Source organism: Collinsella sp. CLA-ER-H3 (assembly GCF_040092425.1).
GTDB lineage: Bacteria > Actinomycetota > Coriobacteriia > Coriobacteriales > Coriobacteriaceae > Collinsella.
On the sequence record NZ_JBBNLP010000001.1, the window covers coordinates 1 to 25,441 of the forward strand.

A 25,441-nucleotide genomic window follows, 5' to 3' on the forward strand; every position below is an offset into this window, starting at 1 on the left:
CCGTCGTGCTCACCGCCTCCGAGTCCGGCACCACCCCCGAGGTCCTCGAGGCCGTCAAGAAGATGAAGGACATGGGCGTGCGCGTCTACGCCATGACCAAGCCCGAGGGCCTCATCGGCCAGGCTGTCGGCGCCGAGAATTGCGTCAAGATGGCTTCCGATCACGGTAACGGCGGCTGCGAGATGGGCTACTACCTCGCCGACTGCTTCGGCCTGCGCCTGCTCAACCGCCGTGGCTGCTTCCCGCAGTTCGACAAGTTTATTGAGCAGACCAAGGATGTTTGGACCCACCTGGTCGACATCCGCAAGAGCTTCGAGCCGCGCGCCGAGGAGCTCGCCAAGAAGTACGCCCTGGCCCCCTACACCATGTTCATCGGCTCCGGCGCCCTGTGGGGCGAGACGATCCTGTTCTCGATGTGCATCCTGGAGGAGATGCAGTGGAAGCGCACCCGCTACATCACCTCGGCCGACTTCTTCCACGGCACCCTCGAGCTCGTGGAGCCCGGCGTCCCCGTGTTCCTGTTCATGGGCGAGGACGAGAACCGCAAGCTCGACGAGCGCGTCCGCGCGTTCCTGACCCGCGGCGTGACCGGCGACACCGACATCAACATCATTGACACCGCCGAGTTCGCCATCCCCGGCCTTGACGACGAGTTCCGCGTCATCGTCTCCCCGTGGATCCTCTCCTCGCTGATCACCGATCGCCTTGCCGCTTACTACGAGACGGTCACCAAGCACAACCTCAACTACCGTCGTTACTATCACCAGTTCGACTACTAATCGGTGATAAATAAGCTACTGATCAAGAAGCACCCTGCCCGGGCGCATGCGTCCGGGCATTTTTATGCCGAAATTCGTAAGAAAGGGGAATCGAATGAGGCAGTTTATCGTGGCGTCCCATGCTCATTTTGCGTCCGGAATCGTCGAGAGCATTGGGCTGCTCTCCGGCGAGCGCGAAAACGTCCATGCGCTATCTATGTATGTCGACGGAAACGAGGACCTGGTCAAGGAGGCTGCGGCGATTCTCGATGGGTTCGCTGCGGACGACGAAGTTGTCGTGTGCACCGACCTCTTTGGCGGCAGCGTTAACAACGAGTTCACCAAGATCGTCCAGACGCGTCCCAACACGCACCTGGTGACCAATATGAACCTGCCGCTCCTTATTCAGCTGCTGTTCGTGCCCGACTCCACCCCGATCGATGAGGCCATTCGCCAGATCGTCGAGGCAGACGACACCAAGGTCAAGTACGTCAACGACCTGCTGGGGCAGGCCGAACTCGATGAGTTTTAATCGCTAGGGAGCACATCATGATTCAGATGATTCGTGTAGATTATCGACTGCTGCACGGCCAGGTTGCCGTTAGCTGGACCTCGGCTCTGGGTGCCGACTGCATCCTGTTGGTGAGTGACACGGTCCTCAATGACAAGCTTCGTCTGCAGGCCCTGTCCCTTGCAAAGCCTGAGGGCTGCAAGGTTGTCGTCAAAAACACCGAGGACGCCGTCAAGGCGCTTCAGAGCGGTGTGACCGACAAGTACAAGCTCTTCGTGGTTTGCGAGACGATCCAGCAGGCCGGTGCCGTCGCCAAGGCGATGGGCGTCAAGAAGATCAACCTCGGCAATGTTGCCTTTAGCGAGGACGCCCGCCAGGTCTCGACAAGCGTGTTCCTTACGCCCGAGAACGAGGCCTACGTGAAGGAGCTGCTCGGCGAGGGCTATGAGCTGTTCATTCAGATGATTCCGGCAGATGCGAAGACTGACGCCGCGAAGGTCATCGGTTAGGGGCCATCATGGTTATCAAGACAATCCTGATTTTCCTTATTGCCCTTTTGGGTTATTCCGAGTGGCTGACGGGCACGAGCTACCTCCAGCGCCCGATCGTGCTCGGACCTCTGGTTGGCCTTGTCATGGGCGACATGGTGACCGGCACGATCATGGGCGCCACGATGGAGCTTGCCATGGTCGGCGCCATCTCGGTCGGCGCCTATAACCCGCCCGATACGATTTCCGGCACTATCCTGGGCGTATCTCTTGCCATGCAGGCCGGCGCGGACGCTTCGGCGGCCCTGACCCTGGGCATTCCCATCGCAACGATCGTCCTGGCGCTCGATACCGCCCTGGGCCAGCCGGTGATGCTGCTGCTGGTGCACCGTATCGACAAAAACGTCGAGGACGGAGACACCAAGGCCATCACGCGCAACATGCTCATCGCCGGTTACGCGCAGAGCTGGTGCGGTCTGCTGATTATTCCCCTGGCATTCTTCTTTGGCGCCGATGCCGTCGCCAGTCTGCTCAACATCATCCCCGATTTCGTTCAGACCGGCATGGATGTTGCCGCCGCCTTCTTGCCCGCACTCGGCTTTGCGATGCTGGCGCAGATGATTATGAACAAAACGGTGGCTCCGTTCTTCTTCGCTGGCTTCTTCCTCGTCGCCTACTTTGGCATTAGCACGACGGGCGTGGCGATTTTTGCCGCGATCATCGTCGTCGCGATGACGGTTTTGGGCGAGAAGAAAAAGGCGGAGCAGCCCGCAGTGGCAACCGAGGATCCTGCGATTGGGAGTGGGTTCGATGAGTTTTAAGTTTGAGTCTTCTTACGACGGGCTGATTTCCCGCGCAGACCTTAAGAAGCTGTTCTGGCGCTCGATTCCCTATGAGCATTCCTGGAACTACGAGCGCATGGGCCATATCGGCTTTATGTGGGCCCTTATGCCGATCCTTCGCAAGCTGTATCCGCAGGATGCGGACTTTAAAGCCGCCCTTAAGCGCCATATGGAGCTCTATAACGTCACGCCGTACATCTCGACGCTCCCCATGTCCATTGCTGCCGCAATGGAAGAAGTCAACGCCACCGAAGATAACTTTGACACGAGCGCGATCTCTAATGTCAAGCTTGCTTTGATGGGACCGCTGTCTGGCGTGGGCGATGCCTTCTACTGGGGTACGCTGCGAATTTTGGCAACGGGTGTCGGCACGTCGCTGGCGCTGCAGGGCTCTATTCTTGGTCCGATTTTGTTCCTGCTCGTGTTCAACGTCCCCCACTACATCATCCGTTACCTGCTGACGTTTGTGGGATATCGCTTTGGCTCGGACATGATCAGCAAGGTCCAGGAATCGGGCATTATGGACACGATCGTCAAGATGGCCTCTATCATGGGTGCCATGGTGATCGGCGCTATGACCATGGAGATGGTCACCGTGGACATTCCGCTCATGGTCGGCGCGGGCGATGGCGCTCAGACGCTCGCCGAGCTGCTCAACGGAATCTTCCCGGGCTTTGTCACGATGGGGCTGTTTGGAATTGTCTATCTCATGCTCAAGAAGAAGATGAATCCGCTGCTCATCATGCTCGTGATCCTACTCGTGAGTATCGCCGGCGCGTTCTTTGGAGTGCTTGGTGTTCAGTAGGGCATCCGTCATAATTAAAACAATGTAAGAGGGGGCGTCGCGCACACTGTGCTGCGGCGCCCTTTTGCCGAAAGGTGGACAAGATGGAGTATCCGCAGCTTGCCGTCATGAATATCAGCCATCGTTATTTTGACCTTGAGGAATTCTTTTCCTCGGCAGCGGCCTCGGGCTACACGTGTTGCGAGCTTTGGACCGGGGCGATGCATCTGTATGTCGATTGCCATGGATACGATTCGCTCGAGCAGGTGCGGGAGCTGTCACAGCGGTATGGGGTTCGGATTGTGGGGCTTTGTCCCGAACAGAACAACCCCAAGCCGTGGAATATCGCGGCGCGCGGGAATGAGGCGCGTGCCCGCACGCTCGCGTACTTTAAGAACGTTGTAGATATCGCGGCGGAACTTGGAGCCGAGCAGGTCATGGTCTCGAGCGGCTGGGCATTTTTGAACGAGCCGATCGAGGACGCGTGGGGTCGCAGCGCTTCGATGCTGCGTGCGATTGCCGAGCATGCGGGAGAGTGCGGCGTGCGACTGGTGCTCGAGGCCCTGCAGCCGGTTGAGTCGATGATCGTGAACTCGGCGGCCGATACGAAGCGCATGATCGAGGCAGTTGACCATCCGGCACTTAAGGCGTGTCTGGATTTGGGCGCTATGGCGGTGGCGGGGGATACCATCGACGATTATTTCGATCTGCTTGGCGATGATGTCGCCCATGTGCATTTTGTCGATGTTGCGGCAGATGGCACGACGCATCTTGCCTGGGGTGACGGCGACCGCGATATGCGCGCCGATCTGGATAGGCTGGTGGCGCGCGGCTATCGCGGAGTTGTTTCGGCCGAGACCTATGACGGGCGCTATTTTGCCGACCCCGCAGCTGCCGATGCGCAGGTAATGGCAGAGTATCGTCGTGCGATTGGCGCCTAAGTGGGGTTGGGTTGCGGCAACCTACCCTATGTTTCCAAATGAATACGGTGTGAGCGGCTGCGACGGATTTTCCCCGCAAGCACTCTAGTATGCTAAAGTACCCAGAAGACCGGCGGAGCTATGCCGGTCTTCTGTTCTATACGAAGCACAGCATGAGGAGGCTCACTAGATGACGGCCACACCGTGGGGATTCCGGGACATATTGCCCGAGGAGGCTCAGGCGCGCGAGGAGATTGCGCTGACGGTGAAGGGCTGCTTTAGGGAGCATCATTACCTTCCGGTCGAGACGCCGCTGCTCGAGGACAAGGGCTCTCTCGAGGAGGGCGGCCGCATTGCGGACACCCCGTTTAAGCTCTTTGATGACGACGGTCGCCTGCTGGTGGTCCGTCCCGACAACACGCTGCCGATCGTGCGCCTGGTTTCGACCCGCATGCGCGCGGCCGATCTGCCGCTGCGTCTGCGCTACGAGGCGCCAGTGGTCCGCGAGTGTCAGCGCAATGCCGGCGGCTCGCGTCAGTTTACACAGCTGGGCTTTGAGCTTATCGGTGTGGGCGATACCGCGGGCGATGTCGAGATCGTCTCGCTGGTGGCGGAGGCGGTGCGCAAGCTGGCGCTGCCCGATGCACGCATTATCGCGGGCAGCGTGCGTCCGTTTAAGGAGCTGCTCGCGGCCTGTGAGGACCGCGAACTGGCTGCCGAGGCATTGCGTTGCGTGCACGCCAACGACTTTGTGGGCCTTGATGCCCGTGTGGCGGCAAGCGCCGAGCCCGAGGCCGTCAAGGCTGCCATTGGCGAGCTGCCACGCTTGCACGGCGGCGCTGAGGCACTCGACCGCGTCGATGCGTTGCTTGAGGCTGCCGGTATCGCCGCGCCGCTGACGCGCGAACTACGTGCCCTGGTCGAGGGTCTGGCTCCCGAGGACGCCCAGGTGCTGTCCTTCGACTTCTCCATCATGAACTCGTTTGATTACTACACGGGCCTGGTCTTTAAGGCCTATGCCGGCGGCCTGCCCGATCCGGTGGGTTCGGGCGGACGCTACGACTCCATCTTTACCGGTGCATTTGGCGACGGCATTGAGGTGCCGGCGGCGGGCTTCGCCTTTTCGCTCGAGCGTCTGGAGGCCGCGCACACCTCGGCCGAGGACGCTGCTTCCGATGGCGATCACGCCGCGGGCCGTGGCACCGAGGGTCCGTTGCGCATTGCCGTGCCCAAGGGCTCGCTCAAGGCCGACACGCTCGACGTGCTCGAGGCCGCGGGCTTGGATGTCTCTGAGCTGCGCGATCCCGGTCGTCATCTCATCGTGCACGGCCGCGACACACACGCTGGTGAGGGCACGGTCGGCGATATCGAGTTTGTCATCGTGCGTCCCAGCGACGCGCCCGCTTTTGTGGGCTGTGGCGGTGCCGACTGCGGCATCTGCGGTTGGGACTCGCTTATCGAGGCAGACCTCAACCTGCTGCAGCTGGTCGACCTGGGCTACGGCCTGTGCACGTTTATCGAGGCAGAGCCCGCGTGGCGCGCCGGCCAGGCCGAGCGCAATTATGCCCGCCGTGGGTCGCTTCGCGTGGCCACCAAGTATCCGCGCATCGCGAGTGCCTGGTATGCCGAGCGCGGCGTGAACGCCGACATCGTTTCGCTGCACGGCAACATCGAGCTGGGCCCCATCGTCGGCATGACCGATCGCATCGTGGATATTACTGCCACGGGCGCTACGCTGCGCGATAACGACCTGGTCATTACCGGGCGCATCATGGACTGCACGGCCCGCTTCTTTGTCAATCCGGGCGCCGCGCGTCTGGATCCGCGCGTGCGCAATCTGGCAGATCGCTTGGCGGCAGCCGTGAAGGACAAGCATTTTGAGCCCGTTGCGGGCTCGGCACAATAGCGCGAGCACGCACGGGCGCCCCAACGTCCGGGCGGCGGGCCGACTGACGCCGCCGCCCGGTCTCTCGTTTTTCGAACAAAACCTCGACCGATAGGGGATACCGAAATGAAGACCATCAAGCTTGCTCCCGGTGAGCGCCTCGTTACCAACCAGCTCAACCGCAAGGGCGTGCTGCCACAAAACATCGTCGACGCCGCCCGCGATATCGTGGCCAACGTGCGCGCCAACGGCGATGTCGCGGTGCGCGATTACTGTCAGCGTTTTGACGGCGTTGAGCTGAAGAGCTTCCGTCTGCCGCAAGAGCAGATCGATGCCGCGCTCGAAGGCCTCGATCCGGCTTTTGTCGCCGCGCTCGAAAAGGCTGCACGCCAGATTCGCGAGTTCCACCAGCGCGAGGTCGAGCAGAGCTGGTTTACCACGCGCCCGGACGGCACGATGCTCGGCGTTAAGGTGACCCCGCTTGCTGCGGCCGGCATCTATGTGCCGGGCGGTCGTGCGCAGTATCCCTCCACGGTGCTTATGAATGCCATTCCCGCCAAGGTCGCCGGCGTTGAGCGCGTGGTCATGGTAACCCCGCCGCAAAAGGATGGCCTGATCAGCCCCTACACGCTTGCCGCGGCCAAGCTCGGCGGCGTGGACGAAATCTATATGGTGGGCGGCGCCCAGGCCGTGGCCGCGCTGGCATACGGTACCGAGACCATTCCGCGTGTCGACAAAATCACCGGCCCGGGCAACGCCTTTGTCGCCGCGGCCAAGCAGATTGTCTCGGGTGACGTGGGTATCGACATGGTCGCCGGTCCCTCCGAGGTCTGCGTGCTGGCCGACGCCACGGCCAAGCCCATGGTGGTCGCGGCCGATCTGATGGCCCAGGCCGAGCACGATCCGCTGGCGGCCTGCTATCTGGTGACCTGCGACGAGCAGTTTGCGCGCGAGGTCGAGGCGGGTATCGACATTCTGGTGGCGCAGTCCCCGCGTGCCGAGATCACGCGCGCCTCGCTCGATAACGAGGGCACCATCGTAGTGGCCGCCGATATGGCTGCTGCCGTCGAGGCGGTGAACACCGTGGCGCCCGAGCACCTGGAGCTGCACTGCAAGGATGCGATGGGCCTGCTTGGCGGTATTCGCAACGCCGGCGCCATCTTTGTGGGCGCTTGGAGCTCCGAGCCGCTCGGCGATTACGTTGCCGGTCCCAACCACACGCTGCCGACCGGCGGTACGGCCATGTTCTCCAACCCGCTTTCGGTCGAAGAGTTCGTCAAGCGCTCGAGCGTCATTTGCTATACGCCCGAGGGCCTGCTCTCGGACGCTCCCGCGACGCAGCGCCTGGCCGAGGCCGAGGGCCTGTGGGCGCACGCGCTATCCGCCGCTCTGCGTCGTCGCGTGCTGGAGCAAGGCGAGGATTCCGTGAGTGCCGAGTCGCTCGCCGCGGCCGACCTGACCAAGGTCGCCTGGCCGGGAGATGCGACCGCGACGGTCGCCGAGGGCGTGGACCTGGCCGCTGCAGGCGCAGATGGCGCTGGCGCGACCGGCGGGGAGGCCTAATATGGCCGAACTCACGCCCCGCATGAAGGAGCTCGTCCAGCCCTACCTGGCCGGTATTGAGCCCTACGATCCCAACTTTACGCCCACGCGCATCAACCTTTCGGCCAACGAGAACACCTATCCCGTGCCGGCCGGCGTGCGCGAGGCGGTCGACGCCGCCCTGGCTGTCACGCCGCTCAACCGCTACCCCGATCCCATGTCGAACGACTTGCGCGACGAGCTGGCTACCTGGCATGGTGTGACGCGCGAGAATATTTGCGTGGGCAACGGCGGCGACGAGCTACTCTATAACTACCTGCTGGCGTTTGGCGGCGCGAGGCGGACCCTGCTCAACTGCCCGCCGTGCTTTAGCGAGTATGCCTTCTTTGCGTCTCTGTGCCAGACCGAGGTGCGCGACGTGTGGCGCGACCCGGCGACCTTTAGGCTCGACCAAGCTGCTGTGCTCGCGGCGGCGCCGGAGTGCAGCCTCGCCATTGTGACCTCGCCCAACAATCCCACGGGTGACGTGGCGCCGCTCGACTTTGTCGCGGCCCTGTGCGATGCGTGCCCCGGCATGGTCATGGTCGACGAGGCCTACGTTGAGTTTGCCGACGATTCGTTTGGCGCGGCCACCACGGCGCAAGGGCTTATCGCCGAGCATCCAAACCTGGTGATTCTGCATACGCTGTCCAAGGCGTTTGGCGCCGCCGGCACGCGTCTGGGCTACGTGATCGCGGCGCCCGAGGTCATCGATGTGTTCGCCGCGATTCGCCAGATCTACTCGGTTAACGTGCTGAGCCAAGCCGCCGCGCTTGCCTGCGTGCGTGCCCGCGATGCGTACGCGCCCGTGGTGGCACAGGTTGCATCCGAGCGCGAACGCGAGCTGCGCGCCCTGCGCGCGATGGCTGCCGAGGGCCTGCCCGTGGAGGCATGGCCGAGTGCGGCGAATTTTGTGCTCGTGCGTACGCCGCATGCCACGCGCGTGCGCGAGCGTCTGCGCGACGAGTATTCGATTTTGGTGCGCGACTTTAGCTACGCGCCGGGGCTCGCGGACTGTCTGCGCATTACCGTGGGCACGCCGCAGGAAAACGATGAGGTGCTGGCTGCGTTTGCCGTGCTGGTGAAGGAGGAGATGTAGATGGGCCGCTATGCCGAGGTGACCCGCAAGACGGGCGAGACCGACATCGTCGTAAAGCTTGACCTGGACGGAAGCGGCGTGTGCGATATCTCGACCGGCGTGCCGTTTTTCGACCACATGCTCAACGCCTTTGGTCGCCATGGCCTGTTCGATTTGACGGTACATGCGGTGGGCGACGTTGATGTCGACGCGCATCACACCGTCGAGGACACGGGCATCGTGCTGGGCGAGGCGTTTTGCCAAGCGCTGGGTGACAAGGCGGGCATTACGCGCTTTGCCGACGCGGCGATTGCCATGGACGAGACGCTCGTGATGGCCGCTGTGGATATCTCGGGCCGCGGGCAGGCCTATTGTGAGCTGCCCGTGCCGACCGAGCGCGTGGGCAGCTTTGATACCGAGCTGGCCGTCGAGTTCTTCTATGGCTTTGCGCGCGATGCCAAGCTCACGCTGCACGTGCGCGAGCTGGCGGGCGGCAACTCGCATCACATTATCGAGGCCGCCTTTAAGGCCGTGGGCCGCACGATGCGCCATGCCTGCGAGCTCGATCCCCGCGTGCAGGGCATCCCCAGCACCAAGGGCTCACTGTAATCTGCCAAAAAGGGACAGGTTTATTTTGGCAGGTTTTATCTGCGGGAATGCTGTCTCATGTGGTGGGTGAACGTTTGACCGACCAAAATTAACCTGTCCCTTTTTGGCAGGTTTTGAATGGGAAAAGGGAGGGTCGCGTGGGCGAACCGAAGATCGTGGTGGTCGACTACCACAAGGGCAACTTGTCGAGCGTTGTGCGCGGGCTTGCGCGCGCCGGTGCCGCCGCTTGCACGTCGGACGATCCAGAGCAGATCCGCAACGCCGACGGCCTGGTCATCCCGGGCGTGGGTGCGTTCTACGACGCGATTGCCTTTATGCGCGAGAGCGGCGAGGCGGACGCGGTGCTCGATGCCGTTGCCGCCGGAACTCCGCTGCTCGGCATCTGCCTGGGCCTTCAGCTATTTTTTGAGCGCGGCAACGAAGGCGTGCCTGCGGACGAGGGCGCGGTTGCCGATGGCAACACCCCCCAGCAGGCCGGTGGCCCCTGGGTCGATGGCCTGGGTATTATGTGCGGTTCGTGCACGCGCTTGGAGTCGAGTCGCCTGAAGGTGCCGCACGTGGGCTGGGACCAGGTGCACATGACGCCCACCGGTGCGGCCGATCCGCTGCTTACTGGTTTTGCCGAGGGTGCCAACATGTACTTCACCCACAGCTACGTGGTGGCCGACGATGCCGATGCCGCCGACGTCCTGGCGCGCACGCATTACACGCGGAGCTTCCCGTGCATCGTGCGCCACGGCAACGTGTGGGGCTGCCAGTTCCATCCCGAGAAATCCTCTGCGCTGGGTCAGCGCATCCTTAAGAACTTCGTGAGCATCGTCGAGGAGGTTGGCAGATGATCCTGTTTCCCGCAATCGATTTGATCGGCGGCAAGGTCGTGCGCCTGGAGCGCGGCGACCGCGGCCGCTGCAAGGTATATTCCGACGACCCCGTCGCCGTCGCCCGCTCCTTTGCCGAGCAGGGTGCGAGCTGGGTGCACGTCGTCGACCTGTCCGCTGCCTTCGGTGAGGACGAGGACGCGTGCGCTGCCAACTCGGCAGCGATCGAGGCCATCTGCGGCGTCGACGGCCTGTCCGTGGACGCGGGCGGCGGTGTTCGCTCGCTCGCGCGCATCGACGAGCTGGCCGGCTACGGCGCGCGTCGCATCGCACTGGGCACGGTGCTCGTGACCGAGCCGGGTTTTGCCGAGGTGGCGGCGCAAGGCTTTGGCGAGCTGCTGGTAGCGGATATCGCCGCGCGCGATGGCCAGGTCAAGGTGAACGGCTGGCGCGATGGTGCGGGCGTGGCACTCGACGATGCCGTGGCGCAGCTTTCCGAGCTGGGCTTTAAGCATCTGGTATACACCGACATCGCGCGCGACGGCATGCAGACGGGCATCGACGTGGCGGCGTATCGCCATGTGGCCGAGGTCGCGGGCTTTCCCGTCGTGGCTTCGGGCGGCATCTCGACGCTCGACGATATTCGGGCACTGGCCGCGGTGGGCGAGGATGCCATCGAGGGCGCCATTACCGGTCGTGCGCTCTACGAGGGCAACTTCACGCTGGCCCAGGCGTTGGCCGTCGCCCGAGGGGAGGAGTAGCCCATGCTTACCAAACGCGTGATTCCCTGTCTGGATGTTAAGGACGGCCGCGTGGTCAAGGGCGTCAACTTTGTGAGCCTGCGCGATGCTGGCGACCCGGTGGAGCTGGCGCGCGCCTACGACCGCGAGGGTGCAGACGAGGTCGTCTTCCTGGACATCACCGCCACGAGCGACAACCGCGCGACGACCATCGAGATGGCGGCGCACGCGGCCGAGGAGCTCGCTATTCCCTATACCGTGGGCGGCGGTTTCCGCGACTTGGCGGGCATGCGAACCATGGTTGCCGCCGGTGCCGACAAGGTGTCGCTCAACTCCGCCGCCGTGCGCGACCCGTCGCTGATTGGCCAGGCCGCCGCGGCGTTTGGCAGCCAGGCCGTGGTCGTGGCGATCGATGCCAAGCGCGTGGGCCTGCCCGGTCAGCCGGGTGCCGACAAGTGGGAGGTTTTTACCGCAGGAGGCCGCAACGCCACGGGTATCGATGCGGTGGCGTGGGCCGAGGAGGCGGCTCGTCGCGGTGCCGGTGAGATCTTGCTCACCAGCATGGATCGCGACGGCACCAAGGCTGGCTTTGACCTGGCGCTCACCCGTGCCGTGGCACGCGCGGTGCCGATTCCCGTCATCGCGAGCGGCGGCGTGGGCACACTCGAGCATTTTGCCGAGGGTGTGATCGAGGGCGAGGCCGATGCCGTGCTGGCGGCGAGCGTCTTTCACTTTGGAATCTTCAGCATTCGCGAAGTCAAAGAGTATATGGCTTCTCAAGGTATTCCTGTGAGGCTGGACTTCTAATGCTGCGGCTTGCCCAGGCACCCGACCTTCCGGCTCCAACCCTTCTCGCGTACTTAAGTACGCGTCGCTCCTCTTTCGCGGCAACCTGCGGCACCTGGACAACCCTCGCCGACCTGTGGGGTTTACGGTAATTACTTGGGAGAAATGATGACTGAGGTAATAGAAGCGTCTGATCTTAAATACGACGCCCGCGGGCTGATTCCCTGTGTGGTTCAGCAATATGACACCGGCGAGGTGCTTATGGTTGCTTGGATGAACGAGGAGTCGGTGGGGCTGACGCTCAAGACCGGGACCACGTGGTTTTGGAGCCGCAGCCGCCAGGAGCTCTGGAACAAGGGTGCGACGAGCGGCAACATGCAGGAGGTCAAGGAGCTCTGGGCCGATTGCGATAGCGATACGCTACTGGTCAAGGTCGATTCTCCGGGTCCGGCCTGCCATACCGGCAACCGTACCTGCTTCTTTAAGAAACTCGCGTAGGGCGGGCGCTCGACCAAGCGCTTGGCCAGCCAGAAAGGATTGAACCATGGGTGTGCGCACCGCAAATGTTCAGGATGGAAATATCGGAGAGACGCTGACGGGGCTGGCCGAGGTGATTCATGGCCGTCGCGACGCGTCGCCGCAGGAGAGCTATACCGCGCGTCTGTTGACCGACGTCGAGGACGAGCTGCTCAAGAAGCTTGCCGAGGAGGCGAGCGAGGTGATCATGGCCTGCAAGGATAACGACCACGATCACATTCGCTACGAGGCCGGCGACCTGGTCTACCACCTGCTCGTGACGCTCGAGCGCTACGGCATCACCCTTGACGAGCTGGCCGGCGAACTCAACGCCCGCCGCCACTAGTCGTTTGGGACAGTCTTTGTTGGTGTAACGGGGTCATGGAAGTTGCGGTGAAATAGGGACTGTTTAAGCGCTTCATCAAGCAAAACAATCCCTATTTCACCGCAACTTATGAAGGGATGGCTAGGCGAGGGGCGTGGATTCCCATTCGCCGGTGGCGTGGGGGATGTCGAAGGTTCGATAACCGCAGTCGTAGGCGTGCGCCTGGGCCTCGCGGATGTTCCAGCAGATATCGCAGGCGCGGTGCGCGTCCGAGCCAAAGGTGATTGGCACTTCGGCATGGGCAAAGCAGCGCAAAAGACCGGTTGCGGGGTAGTAGTCGCCCAAGCCCTTGCGCGGTGCGGCCGTCGAGACCTCAACGCGGCGGCCCGTATCGTGCGCGCACTCTGCCATCTGCTGCCAAAACGGTGCGGGGTCAAAATCGGGCGCAAAGCCTTCCTTCGAAAAGCGCATGACCAGGTCGGGGTGAGCCATCACATCAAAGTTGAGCGGGCTCTCGCAGGCGCGGCACCAGTCATCGACATAGCGCTCCCACACGCCGCGTACCCCCAGGTTTTCCCAAACGTGCAGGTTGGTGTCATCGTCGATCCAGCCGCAGCGCGAATCGGGCGTATCGGGACGAGCGACGTCCTCCGTTCCCGCCGTACCCGCGGCACCGGCCATGATATCGCCTGGGTTGCCAATCCAGTGCACACTGCCCAGGCGCACGACGGCGCCCTGGGACCAGCGCTCAACCAAAGGCTCGCAGCCCTCGTACCAATCGCATTCGAAACCGTAGATAAAGGTGAGTTCTGGCGCAATCTGAGCGGCAAGATTGCGAGCGTCCTCAAAAGCCAGACGATGCGCCGGGAGGTCACCCTCAGTAACCTGCACCTCGCAGTTAGCATCCATGCTGGCGGGCAGGGTGAGATGGTCGGTCGAGACCATGACGCGGCAGCCGGCCGCAGCAGCGGCACGGACGTTGTCCTCAAACGAGGCATGCCCGTCCGAAAACGAGGTGTGGGTATGGCAATCGACCAGCGGGCATGCGGGCATGGCGACTCCTTTGCGTCAAGCGAATCCGCTCCATTGTAATAGCGCAGTCTCGGCGCGTCGTGCACGCGAGGTGCCGAAATCGACTGGAAAGGGTGCGCGGTGCGGCCTCGCTTGCTCTCAAATCGTGTACGTCAGCCTCCAAAACCGACAAAAAATGACATGTTTGGAGGCTGACGTACACGTTTGGATAGGGGTGAGGGCGGCGATGGACGAAAGTCACGCCTGTGCCACGTCCGATGTGCTAGCGTTTGGGTGAATAAAACGAGCCCGTGCGGAAAGGATCCGGACCGTATGCAACGTGGAAGTACATCTCCGCTGTCCCGCGAGACCGATGCGCCCGAAACCATCGTCAAGCTGGAATGCGACATCGACGATGCGTCGCCCGAGGTGCTCGCCTACGCCGCCGACCGTCTGCGCGGGGCAGGCGCCCGCGAGGTGCACTGGCTGCCCCTCTATTGCAAGAAAGGCCGCCCCGGCTGGCAGCTGCAGGTAATCTGCACCTACGAGGATATCGAGCGCCTGCAGACGATTATCTTTTTGGAAACCACGACCAACGGCATTCGTCGCCAGGTCATGGAGCGCGTTTGCCTGCCACGCCGCTTTGAGCGCGTAACGACGCCATGGGGCGAGGTGTCCGTTAAAGTGGCCACCCTGCCCGACGGCAGCGAGCGTGCAGCGCCCGAGTACGAGGACTGCGCCCGTCTCGCTCGCGAGCATAATGTGCCGCTCCAGCGCGTGATGCGGGCGGCCCAGAGCGCGGCACTGCGATTTGAATAACGCGGCTGGTGGCGACATCCTGCGCCTAGCCATATCAACCCCATTCGAAAGGATCTCCCCATGAAATACCTCATCGCCTCCGACATCCACGGCTCGGCATACTGGGCCGAGCGCCTCTGCGCCGCCATCGAGTCCGAGCAGCCCGATCGCATTGTGCTGCTGGGCGACCTGCTCTACCACGGTCCGCGCAACGACCTGCCGCGCGACTATGCTCCCAAGCGCGTGATTCCGCTGCTCAACGCCCTAGCCGACCGCATCATCGCGGTGCGCGGCAACTGCGACGCCGAGGTCGACCAGATGGTCCTCGACTTCCCCGTCATGGCTGACTACGCCACGCTGTTTGACGAAACCGGCCGTGAGCTGTTCTTGACGCACGGCCATGTCTTTGGCGCCGGCATGCACAACAGCGTCGACCACGCGCCCGCGCTGCCTGAGGGCTCCGCGCTCGTCTACGGTCACGCGCACATCAAGATCAACGAGGAGAGCGCCGCGCACCCGGGCCTGTGGCTTTTCAACCCCGGCAGCGTGAGCATTCCCAAGGACGGCACGCACAGCTACGGCATCTACGAGGGCGGTGCGTTCCGCCACGTGGTCATGGAGGAGGAGTAGCCATGGCGCAGCATATGGCTCAGCAAAATGCCGAGGGCTCGCGCGACCTGTCCACGCTGGTCGACGCGTCGGCCGAGCTGCAGCATCTGGTGCAGACCATCTGGCGCCTGCGTCAGCCCGATGGCTGCCCGTGGGACCGTGAGCAGACGCACCGCAGCATCGGCAAGAACATGATCGAGGAGGCCTACGAGGCACTCGACTGCATCGAGGCGGACGACGCGGTTCACCTACGCGAGGAGCTGGGCGACGTGCTCATGCAGGTCGTGCTGCATGCGCAGATTGCGGCGGACGCCGGCGAGTTTACGCTGGCCGACGTGGCGCGCGATATCGACGCCAAGCTCATCCGACGCCATCCGCACGTCTTTGGCGATGTGGATGCCGATAACTCCGACGAGGTGCTCAAGATCTGGGACGAGGTCAAGCTTGCCGAGAAGGCTGCCAAGGACAAGGCCGTGGCGGCAGGCGAGGCTGCGCCCGAGGGCCTGCTCGACGGCGTGCCCACGCATCTACCGGCGCTGATGCAGGCTCAGAAGGTGTCGCGCAAGGCGGCTGCCGTGGGCTTTGAGTGGGAGACGGTCCAGGATGTGTGGGACGAGGTCGCCGAGGAGCGTGCCGAGTTTGAGGCCGAGGCTCCTGGCTCGCCCGAGCGCGAAATGGAGTTTGGCGATTTGCTCTTTGCCCTGGTCAACGTCGCGCGCAAGGAGGGTATCGACGCCGAGAGCGCCCTGCGTGCCAGCACGGCAAAGTTCCGCCGCCGCTGGGCCGCGATGGAGCAGATGGCGGCCGATGCCCACGTGGATCTGGCCGAGCTCTCGACCCACGGCCTCAACGACCTGTGGGATGCCGCAAAGGCGGAGGAGTAAGACTGCGGGAACGACGGGCTGACGCGCCTCATCGTTCCCGCTAAATTTTTCGAAAATCAAGTGTATCCCTCGACTAACTTAGGGCATAATGCAAAAAGTGCGACATGGCTAACTTACGGAGGCGCACCGATGGTGCACGGTCAGCCGGTCGCTTGCATCCACTACGTTTCCAAGTGAGAGGGAGACAACATGAGCGATATTTTGGACGTCTACGGTCGCGAGGTACTCGACAGCCGCGGCAATCCCACCGTCGAGGTCGAGGTCGTGCTCGAGGACGGCAGCTTTGGCCGCGCAATGGTGCCTTCGGGTGCTTCGACCGGCGCCTTTGAGGCCTGCGAGCTACGCGATGGCGACAAGGGCCGCTACCTGGGCAAGGGCGTTTCGCAGGCCGTCGAGCACGTCAACAACGAGTGCGCTAACGCCGTCGTGGGCCTCGACGCCTTCGACCAGTGCGCCGTCGATGCCGCGCTGATTGCCGCGGACGGTACCCCCAACAAGACCAAGCTCGGTGCCAACGCCATCCTGGGCGTGTCGCTGGCCACCGCGCGCGCCGCTGCCGAGTCGGCGGGCCTGTCGCTGTACCAGTACCTGGGCGGCGTCAACGCCCACCTGCTGCCCACACCTATGATGAATATCCTCAACGGCGGCGTGCATGCCGACAACAACGTTGACTTCCAGGAGTTCATGATCATGCCCGTGGGTGCTCCGAGCTTTGCCGAGGGCCTGCGCTGGTGCGCCGAGGTCTACCACACCCTCAAGGGCGTGCTGCACGAGGCCGGCCTGGGCGGCGGCGTGGGCGACGAGGGCGGCTTTGCCCCCAACCTTAAGACCAATGCCGAGCCGTTCGAGTACATCACCAAGGCCGTCGAAAAGGCTGGCTTTAAGCCCGGCGTCGACTTCATGTACGCCATGGATCCGGCGTCCACCGAGTTCTACAACGCTGAGACCGGTATGTATGAGCTCAAGGGCGAGGGCGTGGAGTACACGAGTGCCCAGATGGTCGATTACTGGGAGAAGCTCGTCGACACCTATCCCATCATCTCCATCGAGGACGGCATGGCCGAGGAGGACTGGGACGGCTGGGTTGAGCTCACCCGTCGCATTGGCAACAAGGTGCAGCTGGTGGGCGACGACTTGTTCGTCACCAACACCGAGCGCCTCAAGAAGGGCATCGAGCTGGGTGCCGCCAACGCGATCCTGGTCAAGGTCAACCAGATCGGCACGCTCACCGAGTCGCTGGAGGCCATCGAGACCGCCAAGGAGGCCGGTTACGCTTGCATCGTGAGCCACCGCTCCGGCGAGACCGAGGACTCCACGATCGCCGACCTGGTCGTGGGCGTCAACGCCGGCCAGATCAAGTCGGGCGCCCCGTGCCGCAGCGACCGCATCGCCAAGTACAACCAGCTCATCCGCATCGAGGACGAGCTCGAGGGCAGCGCGCGCTACGCCGGCAAGGCCGCGTTCTACAACATTCGCTAAACGGGCGAATTTGGCGAGGGGGAGGCTGACTCGGTTCCGCCTCGCCTTGGCAGGATGCCGCAAAGCGTTATGGGCGCTGGGCCATACGGCTCAGCGCCTTTTTTATGTCGAGTAAAGGCTGGCGAAGGCGGTGCGGGCGCTCGTGCTATAACTAGAATACTTAGCGCAAACAAACCTCAACCGCACAAGGCGCACATGGATCAGATTTACGACAACAGGTACTATTCCGCCGGTTCGCGTGAGCCGTCGCCTCGCCGTGCGCGCACGGTGCAGCTCGGTGGGTCCGCCTACGCCGGCGCCGACCGCTCCATGCAGCGCCCGACAAGTACCTCGCGCCCCAATGCTCAAGTGAATACTTCGACAGATGGACCAGTGCGCCCGGCACGTTCGTCGCATGCTCAGCGCTCGTCGGCTCAAACGCACGATAGGTCGAGCAGGCCCTCGAACCGTTTTTCGGGCTCGGACTTTATGCACTACGCCAACGACAACGCGGTGGTCAAGGCGATCTACGACTTTACCCACGGTCCTCAGCGAGGGCTATTCATCGGCATCGTCGTTGCCCTGGTGCTCGTGAGCCTGTATTTCCCCGTGCGCGACCTGTACGTGGCAAAGCGTTCGAGCGATATCTTGACCAAGCAGGTCGAGATTCGCCAGCAATACAATGATGGGCTGCAAAAAAGCGTCGACAAGCTGCTCTCGGAGGAGGGTATCAAGGATGCGGCATCCGAGGACCTGGGCTTGGTGATGCCCGGCGAGAAGAGGATTGAAGTGCAGGGCCTGGACGGCGATTCGGATGCCTCGTCGAGCCAGAAGTCGTCGAACGCCAAGAAGGCCAGCGAAGTTGCCAAGGAAATCGAAGAAGTCGGTAAGGACGCGCCGTGGTACATCCAGGCGCTCGACATGCTGTTTGGATTTAACGGCGTCGAGGGTCAGACGGTCGCGTCCAGCGGCGAGTAGGCGAGTAGCGCCCGGAGGGGAGCCCGCAATGACAAATTGCAAACGCTATAAGGTAGCCGCGATCGACCTGGGAACGGTGTCGTCGCGACTGGTGTTGGCCCAGGTCGAGGGCGGGGCGATCGTGGAATCGTCCAAGCATACCGAGATTACCGATCTGGGCGAGGGCGTGGACGCGACGGGCCGCTTTTGCGAGGCGGCGGTCGAGCGCGTGCTCGCCGCATGCCGCATGTTTGTGGACGAGGCGCGTGCCTTTGGGGCCGCGTGCGTCTGCACCACGTGCACGAGTGCCGCGCGCGATGCGTCCAACGCTGCGCTGCTGCTGGACGGCCTGCGCGATTTGGGGCTTGAGCCACAGGTGATTCCGGGCGAGGTCGAGGCGCGCCTGACATTTTTTGGCGTGGCGCACGACTTTGCCGGTGAACGCATTATCGTCGCCGATTCGGGCGGCGGCTCCACGGAGCTCGCGACGGGCGTGTACGCGCCGGAGCGCGGGGTCTTTGCGCTGGAGGGAACGCGCTCGCTGGACATCGGTTGCCGTCGCGTGACCGAGCGGTTTTTCTCTGCGCTGCCGCCGTCGACGAACGAGCTTGCGGTTGCCGCCGCGTGGGCGGGCGAGCAGTTCTCCGCCTATTTTGAGGGCCTGCCCAGCGACTTTGAGCGCGCCGAGCGCCTCGTCGCGGTGGGTGGCACGGTGACTACGCTGGTGGCTCTGGTCCACGAGCTGGAACCGTACGATTCGAGCTTTGTTCACCTACGCGAGCTGTCGCTGGAGCAGGTCTCGGCCGCTATCGAGCGCATGTCTGTGTTGGACGCGGAAGGCATCGCCGCGCTACCGGGTGTACAGCCCAAACGCGCGGGCGTGATCTTGGCTGGCGCCGTGGTGATCCGCGAACTCATGCGTGCCGGCGGCTACAAGACGCTCACCGTAAGCGAGAACAGCCTACTCGCCGGCATGGCCGCCACCATCAACGAGACTCTCGACGGCGCGACCCCCACCATCGGCTGGACCCCGAGCCTGAGTGCTCTTTAACCGTCTTCCTCTGAGTTGCGGTGAAATAGTTCCTAAATAAGCTGGTAAACGGTATAAACAGGATCTATTCCACCGCAACTTAGAGCCCCGCCGGCGTGTAAAAGAAACGAGCCCGCATCCCTGGGGGACGCGGGCTCGTAAAAACCAAATGGTAGGGGCGGTGGGACGTCTGCGTATTTGCTGCGCAAATACGCACCGGCTTCGGCCGCCTGTCGGCGCCCTCGCCGGCTCGCTGCGGACGCTGCGCGTCCGCTTGACGCTCGCCCCCTCGCGGGTTCGAGTCCCACCGGCATCTAAAAGAAGCGAGCCCGCATCCCTGAGGAACACGGGCTCGAAAGCTCCATATGGTAGGGGCGGTGGGACTCGAACCCACAATCCTTGCGGCGAGAGATTTTAAGTCTCCTGCGTATGCCAATTCCGCCACGCCCCCGTGAGACTAGAAGTCTAGCACAAGCCGTCCGTTACGCGTTGACGGCCATCGAGTGTTGGCCCGACTTCTCCAGGAACTCTTGGAACTTTGCCTCGTCGCCCTTGTTTTGATACTGCAGGGCCAGCAGGTACTCCAGTCGGCAGCGCTTGACCGGGTCGTCGCCGACATCCTCGAGCATGCGCTCCAGCTCGGGAATGTCGTTGTGGCGCTTGAGGATCATCGTGTCGTACATCAGCTGGCATTCGTGTGCGACTGCCTCGGCCTGACCGCCCTCAAAGCCCTTGATCTCGTGCAGCAACTCCTTGGCCTTTTTGCGGTCCTCCTGGCCAACGTAGTAGTTAAAAGCTTTGATTACCAGGTCGACGCGCTGCATCTTGGGCAGGTTGAGTCCCAGTAGCAGGTCGAACATCTCGTCGGCGCGCTTATGGTCCTCGCGCAGCAGATAGGAGTTCAGGCGCAGGTAGTCGCGGTTGTAGCGCGGGTACAGCATGCTGGTGAGTTTGCCGTCGAGCAAACGATCGAACTCGTCCCACTGCTTGGCGGCCATCAATTGCTGCAGGCGTTTAAACGTGGTGCGTTTTTTGACGCTAAAGAACACCGACACGGCGATGCAGATGATAACGACGGCGGTCCAGAGTGTGCGGGAATCGGGCATATTAGGGTCCTTAGTCGCTCATAAAGCGAGCGGTATGACAACACGTACTAGATGTATTATACGCAGCGCGCAAGCAAACTGGCATAAAAGCTCATCGAGGCCGAGTGCCATCGCTCGCTGCGGTACACTTACCTAAAGTAAACCATGAAGGGAGACATTACCTATGAAGAAGATCGTTTTGGCTTGCGGTGCTGGCGCTGCTACTTCCACGCTCGTTGCCCAGAAGGTCGCTACTCTGCTCGACGCCAACGGTTATGCCGACAAGTACGAGATCGTGCAGTGCGCCATCTCCGAGGCCAAGGATTACTGCGACGAGGGCGCTGACCTGCTGATCGCCACCACCGTTGCCCCCGAGGGCCTCACCTGCCCGTACGTGAGTGGCGTGCCCTTCATGACCGGCATGAACCGCGTTGCCGCCGAGAAGGCCGTTCTCGACGTCATGGCTCAGTAGGCGCTGACTGCATGAGTGAGCAGAACGCCAACCCGGTAGAGCTCTTTGGTATGCGCGTTGCCCATGTGGGCATTAACGCCACCGACCCGGCAGACGCCCTGGAGATCGCGGAGCTGTTCTCGACGATGATGGGCCTGCCCGTCATCGAGACCCCGGTTTCGTACTTCAACGATTCGCTGGTCGAGATCATGAAGCAGAACGGTCGTGGCACCAAGGGCCACATCGGCTTTGCCGTTAACGACATCGATGCAGCTGAGAAGTGGTTTGCCGAGCGCGGGCTCGAGGTCAACGAAGAGTCGCGCGCGCTGCTGCCCGACGGTGGTACCAAGCTCGTGTACTTTAAGCGCGAGTTCGCCGGTTTCGCCGTGCACCTGTGCCGCGAGTAGCGCACAAGCTGCCATAGCTGGCAAAAAGGGATAGGGCCGCGTGGCCCTATCCCTTTATTTATGCCGAGGGGCTTCCTGCCGCGGCAGGCGAATCGTAAAGCGGCTGCCGACCCCTTCGACCGAGGTCACACCGATGACGCCGCCGTGGCTGTCGACGATCCACTTGGCGATCGCAAGCCCCAGACCCGAACCCTGTGCGCCGGCATCGCGCGCGTTGTCGGCACGGTAGAACCGCTCGAACGCGTGAGCTGCGGATTCCTGGTTCATGCCGATGCCCTCGTCCTCAACACTTATGTCGATCGTGCCCGCGCCCGCATCCGGCGTTATGCCAAATGTGACGGTCGTTCCCGCATCCGAGTACTTGGCGGCGTTTTGCACGATCACGCGCAGAGCCTGCTTCACGAGCGCCACGTCGACGGGCGCGTCGCAGCGCGGGTCGCTGGCAAGCGCAGCGTCAGAAGCCAGCCGATACGTGTGCTCGGTATCGATCATCTGCGATTCTTCGCATACCTCGCTGACCAGTGCAGCCAAGTTGGTATGCGCGCGCCGCAGGACCGTGCGCCCGGCATCGCCGCGCGCCAAAAACAGCAGCTGCTCCACAAGCTCTTGCATGTGCTCGCTTTCGGCTTTAAGGGACGCGATGGACTCCGCCAGCACGTCCGGGTCGTCCTTACCCCAGCGGTCGAGCATGTTCACGTAGCCCTGAATCACCGCGATGGGCGTGCGCAGCTCGTGGCTCGCGTCGTTGACAAAGCGCATCTGCTGCAGCTTGGCCTCTTGCATCTGGCGCAGCAGGCGGTTGAGTGCGACCTCGATGCTCGCCAGGTCGGCGTCGCCGGTGGTGACGCTCGGCGAGTCGACGCTTGCGCGCGCGATGGCCTGCTCCAGTGTTTCCATTTTGCCGCCGGAGAGCTGCATGCGACCGAGTTCGTCCACGCGCAGGGCCAGATCGTTGAGCGGCGCCATGGTGCGGCGCACGCGGCGGGCGCCGCCGAGCATGTCGAGCACGCTGATGACCTGCCAACCCACAACGACAAGGTAGAGAGGCCATAGCGCGACGAGGTCCTGCGCGAGGGGGAAGGTCTTGGTGGTACGCGCAAGCTCGACGGTATAGGTGAGCGTTGTCAGGTCCCAGCCGCGCGCAGGCGCCAGCGACATGCCGTGAACGGCGGCGCCGGGGATCCATCCTGCGGTAAGCGCGCCGTCAGGTAGCGTTTGGTTGTATCCATAGACGAGGATCGCCGCCGCAATCACCATCAGCAGCAGATCGAGCCAGACGTAGCTTATCAGGCGGCGCCACATATAGCTCCAGTTGATGGCACGGGCGATGGAGGTGACGCGTTTGGCCTCGGCGTTACGCACGGCAGACATAGCCCACCCCGCGCACGGTCTGGATGATGCGGGCGCCGCCGGCATCCTCGATCTTGGCGCGCAGGTGCGCGATGTGCACGTCGACGTTGTTGGTGTCGCCCACGTATTCGTAGCCCAGCGCCTCGTGCGCGATGCGCTCGCGCGTGAGCACGGTTTCGGCATGCGCCATAAGCAGAGCGAGGACATCGAACTCGCGGGCCGTGAGCGCGATGGGCAAGCCGCCGACCGTGACTTCGCGGCGGTCGGGATCGAGCGCAACCGAACCCGCGGCGAGCGTGGCGGGGGAGAGCGAGGCGGAAACCTGGGTCGAGTCACTGACCGGGGGCATCGCAGTGGCGCCGACACCCGTGCCGCCTGCCGCGCCCGTCCCGATGCCGCCAACGCCCGAAGCCGCCCGCACGGCCTCCGAGCGCTTCAACGCCACGCGGATCCGTGCGAACAGCTCCTCAATCGCAAACGGCTTGGTCAGGTAATCGTCGGCGCCGGCATCGAGCCCGGCCACCTTGTCCATCACGGCATCGCGCGCGGTGACCATTATCACCGGCACATCCTTGTGCTTGCGGACGCGCCGCAGGACCTCCATGCCGTTGAGCTGCGGCAACAGCACATCGAGCAGAATAAGATCGTAGTTGCGCTCCAGCGCCAGGTCCACGGCGGTGCGGCCATCGGCGGCGTGTTCCACCTGGTAGCCCTCGTGCTCCAGCTCGAGCGTCACAAAGCGGGCGATTTTCTCCTCGTCCTCTACGATCAGGATCCGTGCCATGCGTGCCCCCGTCTGCGATTACTTGTCGTCGTTCAGATTTTGCTTGATGTCGTCCGCGGCATCGGCGGCGTGATTCATAAGGTTGTTGATACTGCCGGGCACGTCGCCGTCGCTGTCGATGCGGTAGCGCATGCCAAAGAACAGGCCAATCAGCATCAGCCAAATCGTAGCGCCCCAGGCAAACAGGGCGATGATGGGGATCAGGATGGGGATGTTGAGGATGATCGCATCGCGGCGCGTGGCGATAAACTTGGTGTCCAGGCTCAGGCGGAAGAGCTTTTTGAGGTACTCCCATACGCTGTCCATCTTCTTGGAGAAGTCGGTCTTTTCGCTCGACTTCTCGTAGGCGGCCTGCGCGGCGACCATCTCGGCTGAGGGCTCATCGACTGGCGCGGACTCGGTGGCGGCGTGCGCCGACGTGGTCTGGGTCTTGCCTTGCGACTCGAGCCAAATGATGACGTCCAAAACGTTGCCGTCGGCGGCGTCGAGCGCGGCTTTGGCATCGGTGTAGCTCACGTTGCACTTGGTGCGGATGGTTTCAACTTTTTCGAGGTCGTCCATGACCTGTCCTTTCGTTCGATGGGCGCGACGCCGGGCGATCTGCCCGGGCGCGAGCGTTGCGTTCGGCGGCCTGCGTTGCGCGGCGCCGCCCCGCCCTTGGTCGAACTCTATAGTGCAGGTTATAGATTAAGCGATTCTTGAGCCAAGATTAACGTTGGATGAGTTTTTGGGTAGCGGTGGGAAAAGTATTAGACCTCGATAGCGGGGGATGTGGTGCCGGTGCAAAACGGCGTCAAAGGTTGGTCGAGCAGGCGGTTTCTCCATTGATGTCCGCACAGCATGTGACACTTACCCTGCCGCCCCGCTCTGCCGCGGCGGCATGTACCCAAACAACGACCCTCTAAGGAGTTCGATACCAATGAGCGATAACACCAAGCATCTCGCAAAGAAGTGCGTCAAGGACGCGGGGCCGTGCCTCGCGTTGTGCCTTGCCGGCGCAGCGGTCGCGCTGCTGGCTGTTCTGGGGCCATTCGACGTGCTCCGAAGTGCCAGTTCTCTGCACGTTTGCATGGCCCTTGCCGGCGCCATGATGACCGGCGGCGTGCTCGATCTGGTTTTTTGGGTGCTTGACCCGTTTGGATGGAAGAACGAAGGGTAAGCCCTAAGGGATGGAAGGGCTGGAACGGTTGGCTTAGTGATCGTGCAGAATGTGGGCTAGCGACTTACAGGGAAGTGGTAATCCGATGACGGTCTATGCAACAGGCGATATTCATGGCGGCGCTGACATGCAAAAGCTCCGCGATTGGGAGCTTGGGGATAGCCTGGCGAGCGACGACTATCTCATCATCGCGGGCGACTTTGGCTTTCCCTGGGACTTTTCTACCGAGGAATGTGCCGATATTGCTTGGCTGGAGTCGCGCCCCTACACCGTGCTGTTTGTCGACGGCAACCACGAGCGTTTCGATCACTGGGCGGAACGCCCCATGGAGTTGTGGCACGGTGGGCTGACGCAGCGCCTGTCGGATACCTCGCCCATACGGCGCCTGACGCGCGGCGAGGTTTTTGAGCTCGACGGCTCAACGGTCTTTACCATGGGCGGCGCCACGAGCGTGGACAAGGAATACCGCATTCCGTATTCCAGCTGGTGGCCGCAGGAGCTGCCGGACGAGCGCAACTTTGAGGAGGCGCGGGCAAAGCTCGACAGCGTGGGCTGGACGGTCGACTACGTGATCACTCACACCTGCTCTACGCGCATGCTTTCGTCCACGCTTTATCCAGCGTCCGGCTGGAATTGCCCCTCCGTTGATCGGCTTACGGCATTTTTCGATGAGCTGGAAGACCGCTTGGACTACAAGCGCTGGTACTACGGGCATTTTCATCGGGATACCAACCCGGCCGAGCGTCACACCGTGCTCTACGACTGCATCGTTCGCTTGGGCGACGAACTCCAGCCCTGGGATGTTGCGTAGAGGCGG

General features: G+C 62.7%; 30 protein-coding genes and 1 tRNA gene. 25 read left to right on the forward strand and 6 right to left on the reverse strand.

Going from position 1 to position 25,441, the window contains the following annotated elements; genetic code table 11:
• From AAAX32_RS00005 to hisE, 15 genes are all read left to right on the forward strand, one after another.
• On the forward strand, window positions 1-779 hold a 779-nt coding region (locus tag AAAX32_RS00005), incomplete at its 5' end, for an SIS domain-containing protein (RefSeq protein WP_349099472.1).
• A gap of 94 nt (window positions 780-873) precedes the next feature.
• Window positions 874-1,290, forward strand: a complete 417-nt coding sequence (locus AAAX32_RS00010) for a PTS fructose transporter subunit IIA (RefSeq protein ID WP_117637123.1) — start codon at window positions 874-876, stop codon at window positions 1,288-1,290.
• 17 nt (window positions 1,291-1,307) lie between these two features.
• The gene (locus tag AAAX32_RS00015) at window positions 1,308-1,778 is read left to right on the forward strand and encodes a PTS sugar transporter subunit IIB (RefSeq protein ID WP_099432278.1); all 471 of its coding nucleotides are present in this window, start codon (window positions 1,308-1,310) and stop codon (window positions 1,776-1,778) included.
• A gap of 8 nt (window positions 1,779-1,786) precedes the next feature.
• Window positions 1,787-2,578: a PTS sugar transporter subunit IIC gene (locus AAAX32_RS00020; RefSeq protein WP_117640903.1), complete on the forward strand. Its 792-nt coding sequence runs from the start codon at window positions 1,787-1,789 to the stop codon at window positions 2,576-2,578.
• Window positions 2,568-3,404 carry a PTS system mannose/fructose/sorbose family transporter subunit IID gene (locus AAAX32_RS00025; RefSeq protein WP_099432276.1) on the forward strand — a complete coding sequence of 279 codons (837 nt, stop codon included), beginning with the start codon at window positions 2,568-2,570 and terminating at the stop codon, window positions 3,402-3,404. The genes AAAX32_RS00020 and AAAX32_RS00025 overlap by 11 nt, the downstream gene beginning before the upstream one ends.
• Before the next feature lie 83 nt (window positions 3,405-3,487).
• Complete coding sequence (locus tag AAAX32_RS00030; RefSeq protein WP_349099475.1) at window positions 3,488-4,324, forward strand: sugar phosphate isomerase/epimerase; 837 nt, start codon at window positions 3,488-3,490, stop codon at window positions 4,322-4,324.
• Between the two features lie 169 nt (window positions 4,325-4,493).
• Complete coding sequence (gene hisG / locus AAAX32_RS00035; protein WP_349099477.1) at window positions 4,494-6,209, forward strand: ATP phosphoribosyltransferase; 1,716 nt, start codon at window positions 4,494-4,496, stop codon at window positions 6,207-6,209.
• A gap of 105 nt (window positions 6,210-6,314) precedes the next feature.
• Entirely contained in the window at window positions 6,315-7,751 is a 1,437-nt protein-coding gene (gene hisD, locus AAAX32_RS00040; protein WP_349099478.1) for a histidinol dehydrogenase, read from the forward strand.
• 1 nt (window position 7,752) lies between these two features.
• The gene (gene hisC, locus AAAX32_RS00045) at window positions 7,753-8,868 is read left to right on the forward strand and encodes a histidinol-phosphate transaminase (protein ID WP_349099480.1); all 1,116 of its coding nucleotides are present in this window, start codon (window positions 7,753-7,755) and stop codon (window positions 8,866-8,868) included.
• The gene (gene hisB / locus AAAX32_RS00050) at window positions 8,869-9,456 is read left to right on the forward strand and encodes an imidazoleglycerol-phosphate dehydratase HisB (RefSeq protein ID WP_099432271.1); all 588 of its coding nucleotides are present in this window, start codon (window positions 8,869-8,871) and stop codon (window positions 9,454-9,456) included. It abuts the gene before it with no gap.
• Between the two features lie 137 nt (window positions 9,457-9,593).
• Window positions 9,594-10,295 (forward strand): imidazole glycerol phosphate synthase subunit HisH, encoded by a 702-nt coding sequence (hisH, locus tag AAAX32_RS00055; RefSeq protein WP_349099482.1) that lies wholly within the window; start codon window positions 9,594-9,596, stop codon window positions 10,293-10,295.
• On the forward strand, window positions 10,292-11,035 hold the full coding sequence (locus AAAX32_RS00060) for a HisA/HisF-related TIM barrel protein (RefSeq protein ID WP_349099484.1): 744 nt from the start codon (window positions 10,292-10,294) through the stop codon (window positions 11,033-11,035). The genes hisH and AAAX32_RS00060 overlap by 4 nt, the downstream gene beginning before the upstream one ends.
• A gap of 3 nt (window positions 11,036-11,038) precedes the next feature.
• The gene (hisF, locus tag AAAX32_RS00065) at window positions 11,039-11,821 is read left to right on the forward strand and encodes an imidazole glycerol phosphate synthase subunit HisF (protein WP_349099486.1); all 783 of its coding nucleotides are present in this window, start codon (window positions 11,039-11,041) and stop codon (window positions 11,819-11,821) included.
• 147 nt (window positions 11,822-11,968) lie between these two features.
• Window positions 11,969-12,298 carry a phosphoribosyl-AMP cyclohydrolase gene (gene hisI / locus AAAX32_RS00070; RefSeq protein WP_232219762.1) on the forward strand — a complete coding sequence of 110 codons (330 nt, stop codon included), beginning with the start codon at window positions 11,969-11,971 and terminating at the stop codon, window positions 12,296-12,298.
• A gap of 46 nt (window positions 12,299-12,344) precedes the next feature.
• A complete protein-coding gene (gene hisE, locus AAAX32_RS00075) occupies window positions 12,345-12,662 on the forward strand; it encodes a phosphoribosyl-ATP diphosphatase (RefSeq protein ID WP_006235893.1) in 318 nt (105 codons plus the stop codon).
• Between the two features lie 120 nt (window positions 12,663-12,782).
• Here hisE and AAAX32_RS00080 read toward each other — a convergent pair whose 3' ends face one another.
• Window positions 12,783-13,694, reverse strand: coding sequence for a PHP domain-containing protein (locus tag AAAX32_RS00080; protein WP_349099488.1), 912 nt, complete (start codon window positions 13,692-13,694; stop codon window positions 12,783-12,785).
• A 291-nt stretch (window positions 13,695-13,985) separates the two neighbouring features.
• Here AAAX32_RS00080 and larC point away from each other — a divergent pair, with 291 nt between their 5' ends.
• The 6 genes from larC (at window position 13,986) to AAAX32_RS00110 (ending at window position 19,409) form a co-directional block, all read left to right on the forward strand.
• On the forward strand, window positions 13,986-14,471 hold the full coding sequence (gene larC, locus AAAX32_RS00085; RefSeq protein ID WP_349099490.1) for a nickel insertion protein: 486 nt from the start codon (window positions 13,986-13,988) through the stop codon (window positions 14,469-14,471).
• Window positions 14,472-14,531: 60 nt separating this feature from the next.
• A complete protein-coding gene (yfcE, locus tag AAAX32_RS00090; protein WP_349099492.1) occupies window positions 14,532-15,080 on the forward strand; it encodes a phosphodiesterase in 549 nt (182 codons plus the stop codon).
• A 2-nt stretch (window positions 15,081-15,082) separates the two neighbouring features.
• Window positions 15,083-15,943 (forward strand): nucleoside triphosphate pyrophosphohydrolase, encoded by an 861-nt coding sequence (gene mazG, locus AAAX32_RS00095; RefSeq protein ID WP_349099494.1) that lies wholly within the window; start codon window positions 15,083-15,085, stop codon window positions 15,941-15,943.
• Between the two features lie 189 nt (window positions 15,944-16,132).
• Window positions 16,133-17,422 carry a phosphopyruvate hydratase gene (eno, locus tag AAAX32_RS00100; RefSeq protein ID WP_349099495.1) on the forward strand — a complete coding sequence of 430 codons (1,290 nt, stop codon included), beginning with the start codon at window positions 16,133-16,135 and terminating at the stop codon, window positions 17,420-17,422.
• Window positions 17,423-17,617: 195 nt separating this feature from the next.
• Complete coding sequence (locus AAAX32_RS00105) at window positions 17,618-18,379, forward strand: hypothetical protein (protein ID WP_229055652.1); 762 nt, start codon at window positions 17,618-17,620, stop codon at window positions 18,377-18,379.
• Between the two features lie 28 nt (window positions 18,380-18,407).
• The gene (locus AAAX32_RS00110; protein ID WP_349099497.1) at window positions 18,408-19,409 is read left to right on the forward strand and encodes a hypothetical protein; all 1,002 of its coding nucleotides are present in this window, start codon (window positions 18,408-18,410) and stop codon (window positions 19,407-19,409) included.
• A 345-nt stretch (window positions 19,410-19,754) separates the two neighbouring features.
• Here AAAX32_RS00110 and AAAX32_RS00115 read toward each other — a convergent pair.
• Together AAAX32_RS00115 and AAAX32_RS00120 are read right to left on the reverse strand one after the other, a co-directional pair.
• Window positions 19,755-19,839 (reverse strand) — tRNA-Leu (locus AAAX32_RS00115).
• 31 nt (window positions 19,840-19,870) lie between these two features.
• The gene (locus tag AAAX32_RS00120; RefSeq protein ID WP_161144566.1) at window positions 19,871-20,494 is read right to left on the reverse strand and encodes a hypothetical protein; all 624 of its coding nucleotides are present in this window, start codon (window positions 20,492-20,494) and stop codon (window positions 19,871-19,873) included.
• A gap of 163 nt (window positions 20,495-20,657) precedes the next feature.
• Between AAAX32_RS00120 and AAAX32_RS00125 the strand changes: the two genes are divergently transcribed.
• Both AAAX32_RS00125 and AAAX32_RS00130 read left to right on the forward strand, forming a co-directional pair.
• Window positions 20,658-20,945, forward strand: coding sequence for a PTS sugar transporter subunit IIB (locus AAAX32_RS00125; protein WP_006235903.1), 288 nt, complete (start codon window positions 20,658-20,660; stop codon window positions 20,943-20,945).
• An 11-nt stretch (window positions 20,946-20,956) separates the two neighbouring features.
• The gene (locus AAAX32_RS00130) at window positions 20,957-21,331 is read left to right on the forward strand and encodes a VOC family protein (RefSeq protein WP_055310391.1); all 375 of its coding nucleotides are present in this window, start codon (window positions 20,957-20,959) and stop codon (window positions 21,329-21,331) included.
• A 54-nt stretch (window positions 21,332-21,385) separates the two neighbouring features.
• Here the strand turns inward: AAAX32_RS00130 and AAAX32_RS00135 are convergent, their stop codons facing one another.
• The 3 genes from AAAX32_RS00135 to AAAX32_RS00145 are packed head-to-tail and all read right to left on the reverse strand — an operon-like array spanning window position 21,386 to window position 24,026.
• A complete protein-coding gene (locus AAAX32_RS00135) occupies window positions 21,386-22,702 on the reverse strand; it encodes a HAMP domain-containing sensor histidine kinase (RefSeq protein ID WP_349099499.1) in 1,317 nt (438 codons plus the stop codon).
• Window positions 22,686-23,465 carry a response regulator transcription factor gene (locus AAAX32_RS00140; RefSeq protein ID WP_349099501.1) on the reverse strand — a complete coding sequence of 260 codons (780 nt, stop codon included), beginning with the start codon at window positions 23,463-23,465 and terminating at the stop codon, window positions 22,686-22,688. Before AAAX32_RS00140 ends, AAAX32_RS00135 begins: the two co-directional genes overlap by 17 nt.
• Window positions 23,466-23,483: 18 nt before the next feature.
• Window positions 23,484-24,026 carry a DUF4342 domain-containing protein gene (locus tag AAAX32_RS00145; protein ID WP_349099502.1) on the reverse strand — a complete coding sequence of 181 codons (543 nt, stop codon included), beginning with the start codon at window positions 24,024-24,026 and terminating at the stop codon, window positions 23,484-23,486.
• A 358-nt stretch (window positions 24,027-24,384) separates the two neighbouring features.
• On the opposite strand from AAAX32_RS00145, the gene AAAX32_RS00150 reads away from it, so the two are divergent.
• Together AAAX32_RS00150 and AAAX32_RS00155 are read left to right on the forward strand one after the other, a co-directional pair.
• On the forward strand, window positions 24,385-24,624 hold the full coding sequence (locus tag AAAX32_RS00150; protein WP_196033640.1) for a hypothetical protein: 240 nt from the start codon (window positions 24,385-24,387) through the stop codon (window positions 24,622-24,624).
• Window positions 24,625-24,709: 85 nt separating this feature from the next.
• Window positions 24,710-25,435 carry a metallophosphoesterase gene (locus AAAX32_RS00155; protein ID WP_349099504.1) on the forward strand — a complete coding sequence of 242 codons (726 nt, stop codon included), beginning with the start codon at window positions 24,710-24,712 and terminating at the stop codon, window positions 25,433-25,435.
• Window positions 25,436-25,441 lie beyond the last annotated feature (6 nt).